Raw genomic sequence first — 12,774 nt, 5'->3', positions numbered from 1 at the left:
AAGCGGTCAGATTTTAGGATTTTTTTGCAAATGGATTTAAAATACGCCACAAAAAATGACCAAGGAAACAAAATGCCCTACATTATTGGACTGACTGGTGGCATCGGGAGCGGAAAAAGCACCATTGCTGATTTATTTAGCGAACTCGGCGTACCGACGATTGATGCAGATGTAGTCGCTCGCCAAGTGGTTGAAAAAGGCTCGCCCTTGTTAGCACAAATCGCTGACCATTTCGGTAGCTCGATTTTAACTGACGGCGGTGAGCTCAATCGCCCTACATTACGCGAACGCATTTTTCAATCAGAAACGGAAAAAAATTGGCTGAATAATTTGCTTCATCCCGCCATTCGCCGTGAAATGTTACAGCAACTTGCACAAATCTCTGCCCCGTATGTCCTCTGGGTTGTGCCTCTGTTAATTGAGAATCAGCTCACTGAGTTTTGTGATCGGGTACTGGTGGTGGATGTCTCCCCTGAAGTTCAGCTAGCACGAGCAACAAGGCGGGATCAAAGCAAAATTGAGGTGATTAAAAACATCATGGCTGCTCAGGTTGATCGCCAAACTCGCTTAACCTTTGCCGATGATGTGATTGAAAACAACCTACCGCTTAATGAAAATTTATCTCAATTAAAACAACAAGTTGCAATGTTACATCAACGCTATCTCCACTTATCTCAAACAAAAGGAAATGAAAATGACAACCGTAAATTGCCCGACCTGTGAAAAAGCTGTAATTTGGTCGCCTGAAAGCCCTTACCGCCCGTTTTGCAGCAAACGCTGCCAACTCATCGATCTCGGCGAATGGGCTGATGAAAAGAAAGTCATCGCTGGCAATGAAGATGATGTAATGTCATCGGATTCAACCATAAATTAATCATACAAGCGGTCAGATCCGCTGATTTTTTTGCAAAAAAATGGTGGGAGAGCCCACCATTTTTACCTTGCAAAAATTATTTTGCACAACCGCAAGTTGATACTTTTTTCTCAAAACGTGCTGCTGCTTCATCCCAGTTCACCACATTCCAGAATGATTTGATGAAGTCTGGACGGCGGTTTTGGTAGTTCAAGTAGTAAGCGTGTTCCCACACATCTAACCCTAAGATTGGGTAGCCAGAAACGCCAGCTACTTCTTTACCCATTAATGGATTGTCTTGGTTTGCGGTTGAAACCACCGCTAATTTGCCATCTTCTAATACTAACCATGCCCAGCCAGACCCAAAACGAGTGGTCGCTGCTTTTTCAAATTCGGCTTGGAAGGCTTCTACTGAACCGAAATCACGCACGATGGTGTCTTTTAATGCACCGCTTAACGTTGTGCCCGTTTTTAAACCTTTCCAGAAAAGTGTATGGTTTACGTGACCACCCACGTTGTTACGCACCGCAGTGCGTTTTTCTGCTGGTACCACAGATAAATCTTGGATCAATGAGCCAGGACATTTTTCAAGTAATTCAGGATGAGCTTCTAACGCCGCATTCGCATTGTTGATGTAGGCTTGGTGATGTTTAGAATGGTGAATTTCCATTGTTCTTGCATCAAAATGTGGCTCTAACGCATCGTATGCGTAGCCTAATTCTGGTAATGTGTATGCCATTTTTAAATCCTCAAAAATAATTGGTAAAATTTGAGTCTAAACTCACCGCTTATCCTATCAAAAAATCACCGATGTACCTAGATTTTTTTGATCTAACGCAAAAAACTAAATTTTTATCAATAACGCGAAAAAACCATTGACAAAGCAACCGTTTTCGCACATTCTTCTGCGTGTTTTTCACTCTTAATCAAAGACTTTATGCACCGTTTCAGCACGATTATCACTACGATTATTACCATTATGTTGTTACATAGTGCGGGTGTTCGTAGCTAAAAAACGGAAAAATTTCACGAAAACCCGCTTATTTAGCGGGTTTTTTTGTATCATATTTGCAATATCACAACATTTTCAGGAGAAACTATGCGAGTTCTTAAATTTGGTGGCACGTCTTTAGCAAATGCAGAACGCTTTATGCAGGCAGCCGATATCATCGAAAAAGCCCATTTAAGCGATCAAGCTGCAGCCGTGTTGTCTGCTCCCGCCAAAATCACTAATCACCTTGTCGCCATTGTGGATAAAGCCCAAACCAGCGAATCTTACCAAGCCAATCTTGATGAAGCCAACGAGATTTTCAATAACATTATCAATGGATTACACGCCGTAAATCCTAAATTTGACCGTGATGGCTTGCACGCATTCATTCAAGCGGAACTTCAAGACATCTGCAATATTGCAGCGGAAGCCTCAACAAATAAATTCTGCCCAGACAATATCAGTGCAACGGTGCATAGCCGTGGTGAGAAATTGTCAATTGGAATGATGAAAGCATGGTTTGAAGCGAAAGGTTATGAAGTCACTCGCATTGATCCTGTAGAAAAATTACTGGCTCACGGCAGCTATTTAGAGTCTTCGGTGGATATTGAAGAATCGACTAAACGCGTGAATGCGGTTTCGATTCCGAAGAAAAATGTAGTGCTCATGGCTGGCTTTACGGCTGGCAATGACAAAGGCGAATTGGTATTACTTGGTCGTAACGGTTCAGACTACTCAGCAGCCTGTTTGGCGGCGTGCTTGAAAGCAGATGTGTGCGAAATTTGGACAGATGTGGATGGTGTTTACACTTGTGATCCTCGTTTAGTACCCGATGCGATCTGTTTAGAATCAATGAGTTATCAAGAAGCGATGGAGCTTTCTTACTTCGGAGCGAAAGTGATCCACCCTCGCACTATCGGTCCACTTGTGCCACTCAACATTCCGTGCTTAATCAAAAACACCCACAATCCCGATGCCAAAGGCACAATCATTGACGGCAACGTGGCAACGGACGGGTTGAAAGTGAAAGGTATCACCAACCTGGATAACGTGGCGATGTTCAACGTATCGGGTTCCGGTATGCAAGGAATGGTTGGTATGGCCGCTCGTGTGTTCTCCACAATGTCAAAAGCAGGTATTTCGGTTATTTTAATCACCCAATCCTCTTCAGAATACAGCATCAGTTTTTGTGTGCCTGTGAAGTCCGTGGAAAAAGCGTTATCCGCATTAAATGCTGAATTTGCTCAAGAATTGAAAGAAGGCTTGCTTGATCCTGTTGATGTCATCAAAGATCTCTCCGTTATTTCAGTGGTGGGTGATGGTATGCGGACGTCAAAAGGTATCGCTGCTCGATTCTTCTCTGCCCTTGCCCAAGCGAACATCAGCATTGTGGCGATTGCCCAAGGTTCATCTGAGCGTTCTATTTCTGCGGTAGTGCCGCTCAATAAAGCGATTGAAGCCGTAAAAGCAACCCATAATGCATTGTTTAATAACAAAAAAGTGGTTGACATGTTTTTAGTCGGCGTTGGCGGTGTCGGCGGCGAGTTGATCGAGCAAATCAAACAACAAAAGGAATACTTGGCAAAGAAGGACATTGAAATCCGTGTATGTGCGTTAGCGAACTCTAATAAAATGTTGCTCGACCCAAACGGGCTTTCTCTTGAAAACTGGAAGGCTGATTTAGAGCAAGCGACTCAACCGTCTGACTTCGATGTGTTGCTTTCATTTATCAAATTGCATCATATGGTAAACCCGGTATTTGTGGACTGTACGACGGCCCAATCGGTGGCAAATTTATATGCTCGTGCGTTAAAAGAGGGGTTCCACGTCGTCACGCCAAACAAAAAAGCCAACACATCAAGCTATGCTTACTACCAAGAAATGCGTGAAAATGCTCGTCAAAGCCAACACAAATTCTTATATGAAACGAACGTGGGAGCAGGCTTGCCAGTAATCGAAAACTTGCAAAACTTGCTAGCTGCCGGTGATGAAGTCGAAAAATTTGAAGGTATTCTTTCTGGCTCGCTCTCGTTCATTTTTGGCAAATTAGAAGAAGGTTTGAGTTTATCGGAAGCCACATTGATCGCTAAAGAGAAAGGCTTTACCGAACCTGATCCACGTGATGATTTGTCTGGTCAAGACGTGGCTCGCAAATTGTTGATTCTCGCTCGTGAAACGGGTTTACCACTTGAATTAAGCGATATTGAGGTAGAAGGCGTTCTGCCAAAAGGCTTTGCAGAAGGCAAAACGACTGACGAATTTTTAGCGATGTTGCCAGAACTTGACGGCGAATTTGCAAAAAAAGTGGCGGAAGCGACCGCTTGTGGCAAGGTATTACGCTATGTTGGCGTGATTGAAGGCGATAAATGCAAAGTTTCTATCAAAGCGGTGGACGCAGATGATCCGCTCTACAAAGTGAAAAATGGTGAAAACGCACTCGCCTTCTATACCCGCTACTACAACCCAATTCCATTGTTACTGCGTGGCTACGGTGCGGGTAATAGCGTGACTGCGGCAGGCATTTTTGCGGATATTCTCCGTACTCTTCATGGAGGGGCGAACTAATGGCTTTACGCATTTACGCTCCTGCCTCAAGTGCCAACCTGAGCGTTGGCTTTGACTCACTCGGTGCGGCCATTTCGCCAATTGATGGCTCTCTGCTCGGCGATGTGGTACAAATTGAAGCGTGTGAAAACGAGTTTGAACTAGAAAATGCCGGCTACTTCGTACGGAAATTGCCGAAAGAGCTACAGAAAAATATCGTTTATCAAGCCTATGTACTGTTTAGCGAGCGGTTAAAATTGCGTGGCGGGGCGGTAAAAAAATTACGCCTTACCCTTGAAAAAAATATGCCGATCGGCTCAGGACTTGGCTCCAGTGCTTGTTCTATCGTGGCAGCATTAGTCGCTTTAAATCAGTTCCACGATGAACCCTTTTCCAAAATGGAATTGTTGGAAATGATGGGCGAATTAGAAGGGCGAATTTCAGGCTCAATCCACTACGACAATGTCGCCCCATGCTATTTGGGCGGCTTACAGTTGATGACCCAATCTCTCGGCAATATCTGCCAGCCGTTGCCATTTTTTGACGAATGGTACTGGGTACTTGCCTACCCTGGCATTGAGGTTTCCACCGCCGAAGCCCGTGCGATTTTGCCGAAAAGCTATACTCGCCAAGATGTGATCGCACAAGCCCGTTATTTAGGCAGTTTCGTCCACGCTTGCCATTCTCAACAGGCACAATTAGCGGCGTTGATGATGAAAGATTTAGTTGCTGAGCCGTATCGTGAAGCTCTCTTGCCCAACTTCCCAGAAGTTCGCCAAGGCTGTAAAGATCTCGGTGCGTTAGCAGTCGGTATTTCAGGATCAGGCCCAACGATGTTCGCCATTGCCCCAGATCTCGAACACGCCCAAAAACTCTCTGCCTATTTGGAAAAACATTACTTGCAAACCAACGAAGGCTTTATTCACATCTGCAAAGTGGATAACCAAGGTGCTCGGGAGCTTCGCTAACCTGACAAGCGGTCAGTTTATCCAAACAGTTTGCAACAAAAAAGCACCCTATGGGTGCTTTCTTTTTGGGAGATGTTGGCTATGAATTATTTCAACACAACCACATCAATCGCAGAAGGACCACGATCGGAGCTTTGTAGATTATATTCTACTTTGTCACCTTCATTTAGAGTACGAAAATTGGTGCCAACGATACCAGAGAAGTGAACGAAAAGATCTTTACTGTCATCCGCTGGAGTGATGAAGCCGAAGCCTTTAGTTTCATTGAACCACTTTACGGTGCCTTGTAATTTAGACATGTTGTCTTCCTTTTTTGAAAATTTTAAATTTGTGCTTGTCAATCTAGAAACAAGCGGTAACGCTAAGAATTGAATTAAGAGATAGATATTAAAAGACTTGCAAGGAACAAATTTAAAACTTGTAGAGCCGGAAGTGCAAAAAATAACGAACTGATAAAACGAGCTTTTTAGCTTGAGTGGCATTAGAACACGTCAGCCCAATTAAAGCAAATGATTTCTGGAACTTTACAAGCGGTCACTTTCCGCCAATTTTTTGCAAAAAACGACTAAAAACTGACCGCTTGTATGGTATTACGTCCGCTTCATTTTGCTTGGCACTCTCGGTGAAGGTAAGCGTGTTAACGGCGTACCCTCAAGATCGATGCTGCCGAAACGCTCATGTCCGTTATTCCAATCCTCCACCGCTTTTTCGAGATGTTCAACGCTATCTGCCACGAAGTTCCACCAAATTACTGTTGGATGCGGCAGTGGTTCGCCACCGAGTAGCATTAAATGTGCACCTGCTTCAGCAAAGAGTTCCAATTTATCCGTCGCATTCTCGCAATCGGAAAGCACCGCGAGTTCGTCGGCATTATATTCGCTACCGTTTACACGGATTTTGCCTTTCAACACCAATAAGCCATATTCAAAGCCTTCTTGAACTTCAATCTCAAAAGGTTGTGACTGGCTAAACTGCATATCAACGCCAACCAAGCGACTAAATTGTGTGGTCGGTGCGGTACGTCCTAAATAGCTGCCCGTCGTGAGAATATAATTTACGCCATCTTGCTGCCATTCGGGTAATTCTGGGTAATGTTCAAAATTCGGGGCAATTTCTTGGTTCATCGGCAAAGCAATCCAAAGTTGGACTGCGTGCAGATCGTGAATGCCTTCAGGCGTTTGTTCGGTATGGCTGATACCGCCTTTATCGCCTGTGCCTGCGGTCATTAAGTTCACTTGCTTTGGTCGAATCAACTGGCGTGAGCCGAGGCTGTCTTGGTGCCATACTTCACCTTTTAGCATCCAAGTGAACGTTTGTAAATTGATGTGCGGATGCAAGCCAACTTGCATACCAACCGAGTCTTCCTCAAATTCCGCAGGCCCTGCATGATCTAAAAAGCACCACGCCCCGATGGTCCGGCGAGCAGGCTGAGGTAATAAACGAGCAACGGGAATACCGCCCACATCTTTGGTTTTAGCTAGAATTTTATCAACGCTCATTGTGTATCCTTATTTTGCCCAGTGGAAAAATTGGGTAGCGAATTTAGCTAAGAAGCCCGCAGTGCGTTCATCAATTTCAAGGCTTGCACGGCTTAAATAGACTTCAGGTGCAGAAAGCACGTTTGCACCGACCCCTTGTAACACTTGGCGAAGGTGTAAACCTGAGTTGATGCCGCCGTAAGCCCCTGGAGATGCCGTGACCACTGCCACTTTTTTTCCTTGCCAGCTATTTTGACCATAAGGGCGAGAAGCAATGTCAATCACATTTTTCACTGCGGCAGGTGTGCTACGATTATGCTCTGGCGAAACAATCAGCACCGCATCGGCGGTTGCAAGTTGTTCACGCACCCGGTCGTAAGCCGGAATGCTGACAGCATCTAAATCTTGTGTATAAAGCGGCAGATCGCCGATTTGTACTGGCACAATTTCGACGTCGGCAGGGGTATGTTTGAGAATGTCGTTTGCAACGTGACGGTTGATAGATTTTTGGCTTAAGCTGCCAACAATTACAGCAATTTTGGTCATAGGGCACTCCTTTTTGAATAGTTTAGTCGTATAGATAAATTATATTACCCTTATTTCATTTAACAATATATGAACTAGAATATAAACTATTTACTCAAAGTAAATTTTTTCACTTAAGGAAATTCCGCCACAATCAACTTGCCGTTATCCGTTTGCCAATCGATCTCTGCGATCACAGCGGGATAAAAATGGACACTATGTTGAAAATGAGTGAGTGCTTGAGTGAGGTTATAGACTAAGGGAAGGTGAGAAATGAGCAGGACATTCTTTGCCCCTTCGCTACGCAAAAAATCAAGATAATTGAGTACATTATCTAAATGTCCACCTGGGGTGATGCCATCCCAACTCTCTACTGCACGAGCCACATTTGCAAAACTTTGCACTGAACTAACCGCTTGCATACCCGCCAAGACTTGCTCGAGAGTTTGTTGTGTGCGTTGGTAAGGGCTGACCAAAATTTTATCTAGACTAACCTGTTGATCACTAAACCTTTTTGCAAGCCATTGCCCTTGTTTAAAGGCTGTTTTTTGTCCATGTTCGGTTAAGGTACGTTGATTGTCAGTTTTTGCATTAAAACTCGCCTCACCATGTCGCATCACCCAAATTCGCATAATTCATTTCCCCTTGTATTTAAACTAAACAGATTTAGGCGTATAATGCAGGGTGTTTTTTGTGGCTGCAAGCCCTAATGAAAAGATTTCACTTAATTTTAACTATTAGCTCAAATGGAGAAACTAAATAATGTCCCGTAAACTCAGAAGAACCAAAATTGTTTGTACGATGGGTCCAGCAACTGACCGTGGTAATACGCTTGAAAAAGTGATTGCCGCGGGTGCAAATATGGTTCGTATGAACTTCTCTCACGGTGTGCCAGAAGATCACATCGGCCGTGCGGAAAAAGTACGCGAGATTGCGAAGCGTTTAGGCAAACACGTCGCGATTTTAGGTGACTTACAAGGCCCTAAAATTCGTGTTTCAACCTTCAAAGAAGGGAAAATTTTCTTAAATATTGGTGATAAATTTACCCTTGATGCAGCTTTACCAAAAGGTGAAGGTACCCAAGAGTCTGTGGGTTTAGATTATAAAAATCTACCAAATGACGTTGTACCGGGCGATATTCTTTTGTTAGATGACGGTAACGTGCAATTAAAAGTCCTTTCTATTGATGGGGCAAAAGTCTTCACCGAAGTAACTGTAGGTGGTCCACTTTCAAACAATAAAGGGATCAACAAATTAGGAGGCGGGTTATCTGCTCCAGCTTTAACTGAAAAAGATAAAGAAGACATCAAACTTGCTGCGAAGATTGGCGTGGACTACTTAGCAGTTTCATTCCCACAATCTAGTGCAGACTTAAACTACGCTCGTCAATTAGCTAAAGAAGCAGGCTTAGACACCAAAATTGTGGCGAAAGTTGAACGTGCTGAAACCGTCGCAACGGAAGAAGCGATGAACGACATCATCTTAGGGGCGGATGTCATCATGGTAGCTCGTGGTGACTTAGGCGTGGAAATCGGTGATGCCGCATTGGTTGGTGTACAGAAAAAATTGATCCGCCGTTCACGTCGTTTAAACCGTGTCGTCATCACGGCAACTCAAATGATGGAATCAATGATCAAAAAACCAATGCCAACCCGTGCAGAAGTTATGGACGTAGCGAATGCGGTATTAGATGGTACTGATGCGGTAATGCTTTCAGGTGAAACAGCAAACGGTGACTACCCCGTTGAAACCGTAAAATCAATGGCAGAAGTTTGCTTAGGTGCAGAAACCATGCCAAGCATCAATGTTTCTCGTCACCGTATGGAACAAAAATTCGAGAAAGTAGAAGAAGCTGTTGCAATGTCAGCGATGTACACCGCAAACCATATGGATGGCGTAAGTGCGATTATTGCCTTAACACAATCAGGCGAAACGGCAAAATTAATGAGCCGCATCAGTTCTGGTTTACCAATCTACGCACTCTCTCGCAATGAACAAGCGTTAAACCGCTCTGCGTTATACCGTGGTGTTACACCTGTTTTCTATGACCAAGACAGCCGCACTATTGACGGTGCGAAAAAAGCACTTGGCTTATTAAAAGAACAAGGCTATTTAATGAGCGGTGATTTAGTGCTTTTAACTCATGGTGATGAGTTAAAAGAAGGTGGTACAAACACGACTCGTTTATTGCGTGTTGAATAATTAGCATACTAAAAATCCACGCGGTAAAGCGTGGATTTTTTTATCTCTTTTTGCTCTCATTGCAGCGCGAAACATTTCCTCTTAATACCAAGAACTATGCTTTCCTTACTTGCCCAACTCAGAGATGAAAATCTGATTTCAGAACTCAACTATCAATTTGCAAAATTCATTGATCACAAACAGCAGGCTTATAATTATTCGCCACAACAACAAAATTTAGCGATTTTACTCTCCGCATTGGTCTCATTTAATGTGATGCAAGGACATAGCTGCATTCGGTTAAATTCACCTACCGCCCAAAATCCATTTGGACTATCCGGAAAACATCAGCACTTGGCAACACAAATTTTGCAAAGAATTGACGGGATCTCACCGCTTGCATGGCAAACGGTTTTACAACATCACATTGCATTTAGTGTCGATTCTCTGCACGTCGCTCCAATGCTTTTCCAAGGTGATCGGCTCTATTTCTATCGTTACTGGCAAGCCGAAAATCACATTGCTCACTCTCTTTCTCAACAAGTTTCGACGCATTCTGAACAAGATATTGCAAGAATCGCTCTGCACAAACAGATTTTAGACCGTTTTTTTCCACAAGCTTCAGAAATTGACTGGCAGAAAATCGCCGTTGCCACCGCATTAGAACAAAAATTTAGCCTTATCTCGGGTGGACCTGGTACGGGCAAAACACGTACAGTTGCCATTCTACTTGCCGCCTTACAGCTCAAACAGCTTGAACTGCAACAGCCACTTTTACATATTGCGTTAGCCGCCCCCACTGGCAAAGCCGCCGCACGGCTAAAAGAATCCATCACCGATAATCTCGCTAAACTGACTTTGCCTGAAAGCTTAAAAAATGCCGTGCCAAACCAAGCTTCGACGATTCATAGCTTAATTGGTATCATGCCGCATCACGATACCCCAAAACATCACTGTCGCAATCCGCTTCACATTGATCTTTTAGTCATTGATGAAGCCTCCATGATCGACTTATTTGTGATGCAAAAGCTGTTTGATGCCCTAAAGCCAAGCACTCGGGTCGTCATGTTAGGCGATAAAGATCAGCTTGCCTCTGTTGAAGCCGGTTCAATCATGAGCGAGCTGGGACGATTTCTTGCCTATGGTTACAGTCCTGCTCACAGTCAATATCTCACAAAAGCCACTGGCTTTCTCCTTCGTTCAATACAACAAAAAGTCCCGCCGATCTGCGATTCACTTTGTCATCTTCGCCACAGCTATCGTTTTGATAAAAACTCGGGGATTGGGCAACTTGCTGCCGAAATTAACGATCAGCAAGCGGTCAGATCATGGCAAACTTTTGCAAATTCGGCATTCAGTGACTTGACGCTTTACGAATACCCTGCTCAGACGCACTTTGCCGATCCCTACAAACATCAACAATATTGCGTCAATGTAGTGCTTGAAAAAGCAGTAGCACTCTACCGTCCTTATTTAGAGTTGGTCAAAAAGCGAGCCAAAGCACCGCATAGTGTCAGTGTTGAACAGATTTTTACGGCTTTTCAACAAGTGCGATTTCTCTCTGCTCTGCGTGTGAGCGAACTCGGTGCCGAACGGCTTAACCAAACGATCGCTGAAGCGTTATTACAAGCTGGGCTAGTGCAATTTCGCCACAGTCGAGATAGCTATCTCGGTAAACCTATTTTAATTACCGAAAATGCCCCACAGTCCCATATTTTCAGCGGCGACATCGGTATTATTTTGCCTGATGAACAAGGCAAATTGCGGGTTTATTTTGATAGTGAACAAGACGGCAAAATACACAGCCTTTCACCTAGCCGTATCCCTAATTTTGAACCTGCGTATGTCATGACCGTCCATAAATCGCAAGGCTCAGAATTTGCTCACACCTTGCTGGTGATGCCACTCACTATATCACCCGTAGTAACCAAAGAGCTTCTTTACACTGCCGTTACTCGAGCTAAAGCACAATTCACGCTATTCGGCAATGAAAAAATTTGGCAACAAGGCGTAAAAAGTGAAGTGCTACGCCAAAGTGGGCTGGCAGATCAACTAATGGTTTAATTTGTTTTCTATTTCGTGATCTGAAATAGTTTTTTCCCCATAAAAACTGTTAGAATCAGCGAGTCTTTTACTATTCAATAAGGAATCTGTTATGTATAACAAAGCTCTTACATTGATTATTTCTGCTTTTATTTTATCTGGTTGTGGAAACCGCATTTTGAATCCGCAATTTAGTTTTGAATACCGAAATCCTGCCTTAACGCAACTAATTGGAAAACATATTTCTCTCGTTCAAGAGCGTATTTCACTCCATAAAATTGATACGAGTGGCTTACTTTATAACTATTATTATTTATATAAAGACTGTGATTATATGGGTGATTATATCACTTATAACGGTTACGACGTTATTCTCAAACGCCAACCGATCTATCATTGTGGTGAAATTTACTTTGCAAGCGATAAAGACGGCATCATTACTAACTACATTGAAAAAGGTTATATTCCAACAAAAAATTATCAAACTTATTTCAAAGATCTCATTATTATTGAAAATTAGAAGGGGGTTATGATGAAAAAACAACTTGTTACTACTTTATGTGCTTCTATTTTATTGTCTGCCTGCGGCACATCGCCTTCTACAATAAAAAATAAAAATGCCAGTCCTACTATTCCAATGAGTATTGTTAATAAAGCTGAACAATTAACTCGTAATGGGAAAGCCACTGAAGCATTAGAACTCGTGTTACCTTATGCACAAAATAATGATGCTGTAGCAGAAGGGCTTGTGGGAGACATTTATAATTTAGGGCTTAACGATAAAGCAGAAGCGATAAAATGGCTAAAAAAATCAGCTAAAAAAGGCGATGCCATTTCCCAACATAATTTAGCTAATATCTATTATGCTATGCGGGACTATTCACGAGCTTATGATTATTACGATGAAAGTGCAAAACAATCATATCCCCCTGCTGTAACGCAATTAGGCATACTATATTATTATGGTGAAGGCGTTGATCGCAACTACCGTGAATCCGTGAAGTATTTCCAAAAAGCAGTCGATTTAGGAGATAAACGTGCTTATTATTTTCTTGGGCTAAGTTATATGGAAAGCCATGGCGTCGCACAAAATCTAAATAAGGCAGCTGAACTCATGCTACAAGCAAAAGAATATGGCATTGTAGATGCGGATAAAAAATTAAAAGAACTTGGCTTATAAAATAAAAGGCT

The 12,774-nt window shown here is 43.1% G+C and carries 13 protein-coding genes; 8 read left to right on the top strand and 5 right to left on the bottom strand.

The features are described from left to right. Nucleotides 1-72: 72 nt before the first annotated feature. A complete protein-coding gene (gene coaE / locus A4G17_RS05700) occupies nucleotides 73-723 on the top strand; it encodes a dephospho-CoA kinase (RefSeq protein ID WP_123956574.1) in 651 nt (216 codons plus the stop codon). After that, complete coding sequence (yacG, locus tag A4G17_RS05695) at nucleotides 689-874, top strand: DNA gyrase inhibitor YacG (RefSeq protein WP_123956576.1); 186 nt, start codon at nucleotides 689-691, stop codon at nucleotides 872-874. Before coaE ends, yacG begins: the two co-directional genes overlap by 35 nt. 76 nt (nucleotides 875-950) lie before the next feature. On the opposite strand, the gene sodA is transcribed toward yacG, so the two are convergent. Continuing rightward, nucleotides 951-1,592: a superoxide dismutase [Mn] gene (gene sodA, locus A4G17_RS05690; protein WP_123956578.1), complete on the bottom strand. Its 642-nt coding sequence runs from the start codon at nucleotides 1,590-1,592 to the stop codon at nucleotides 951-953. Between the two features lie 360 nt (nucleotides 1,593-1,952). On the opposite strand from sodA, the gene thrA reads away from it, so the two are divergent. After that, nucleotides 1,953-4,409, top strand: a complete 2,457-nt coding sequence (gene thrA, locus A4G17_RS05685; protein WP_123956580.1) for a bifunctional aspartate kinase/homoserine dehydrogenase I — start codon at nucleotides 1,953-1,955, stop codon at nucleotides 4,407-4,409. Then, entirely contained in the window at nucleotides 4,409-5,356 is a 948-nt protein-coding gene (gene thrB, locus A4G17_RS05680) for a homoserine kinase (RefSeq protein WP_123956582.1), read from the top strand. Before thrA ends, thrB begins: the two co-directional genes overlap by 1 nt. A gap of 86 nt (nucleotides 5,357-5,442) precedes the next feature. Here the strand turns inward: thrB and cspE are convergent, their stop codons facing one another. The 4 genes from cspE to sixA all read right to left on the bottom strand — a co-directional run bounded on the left by cspE (nucleotide 5,443) and on the right by sixA (nucleotide 7,991). Continuing rightward, a complete protein-coding gene (cspE, locus tag A4G17_RS05675; RefSeq protein ID WP_123956584.1) occupies nucleotides 5,443-5,655 on the bottom strand; it encodes a transcription antiterminator/RNA stability regulator CspE in 213 nt (70 codons plus the stop codon). 291 nt (nucleotides 5,656-5,946) lie between these two features. Beyond that, on the bottom strand, nucleotides 5,947-6,855 hold the full coding sequence (locus A4G17_RS05670) for a pirin family protein (RefSeq protein WP_123956586.1): 909 nt from the start codon (nucleotides 6,853-6,855) through the stop codon (nucleotides 5,947-5,949). Nucleotides 6,856-6,864: 9 nt separating this feature from the next. Next, entirely contained in the window at nucleotides 6,865-7,380 is a 516-nt protein-coding gene (locus tag A4G17_RS05665; RefSeq protein ID WP_123956587.1) for an NADPH-dependent FMN reductase, read from the bottom strand. A 113-nt stretch (nucleotides 7,381-7,493) separates the two neighbouring features. Beyond that, nucleotides 7,494-7,991 carry a phosphohistidine phosphatase SixA gene (gene sixA, locus A4G17_RS05660; RefSeq protein WP_123956589.1) on the bottom strand — a complete coding sequence of 166 codons (498 nt, stop codon included), beginning with the start codon at nucleotides 7,989-7,991 and terminating at the stop codon, nucleotides 7,494-7,496. A 130-nt stretch (nucleotides 7,992-8,121) separates the two neighbouring features. Here sixA and pyk point away from each other — a divergent pair, with 130 nt between their 5' ends. The 4 genes from pyk to A4G17_RS05640 all read left to right on the top strand — a co-directional run bounded on the left by pyk (nucleotide 8,122) and on the right by A4G17_RS05640 (nucleotide 12,763). Continuing rightward, complete coding sequence (gene pyk, locus A4G17_RS05655) at nucleotides 8,122-9,561, top strand: pyruvate kinase (RefSeq protein ID WP_123956591.1); 1,440 nt, start codon at nucleotides 8,122-8,124, stop codon at nucleotides 9,559-9,561. A 96-nt stretch (nucleotides 9,562-9,657) separates the two neighbouring features. Further along, nucleotides 9,658-11,604 carry an exodeoxyribonuclease V subunit alpha gene (gene recD / locus A4G17_RS05650; RefSeq protein WP_123956593.1) on the top strand — a complete coding sequence of 649 codons (1,947 nt, stop codon included), beginning with the start codon at nucleotides 9,658-9,660 and terminating at the stop codon, nucleotides 11,602-11,604. 91 nt (nucleotides 11,605-11,695) lie between these two features. Further along, nucleotides 11,696-12,103 (top strand): hypothetical protein, encoded by a 408-nt coding sequence (locus A4G17_RS05645; RefSeq protein WP_123956595.1) that lies wholly within the window; start codon nucleotides 11,696-11,698, stop codon nucleotides 12,101-12,103. 9 nt (nucleotides 12,104-12,112) lie between these two features. Further along, entirely contained in the window at nucleotides 12,113-12,763 is a 651-nt protein-coding gene (locus A4G17_RS05640) for a tetratricopeptide repeat protein (RefSeq protein WP_123956597.1), read from the top strand. Nucleotides 12,764-12,774 lie beyond the last annotated feature (11 nt).

Origin of the sequence: Frederiksenia canicola, assembly GCF_011455495.1 — a bacterium.
Lineage (GTDB): Bacteria > Pseudomonadota > Gammaproteobacteria > Enterobacterales > Pasteurellaceae > Frederiksenia > Frederiksenia canicola.
Note: the sequence above shows the minus strand (reverse complement) of the source record. Positions and strands in the feature narration are given on the sequence as shown.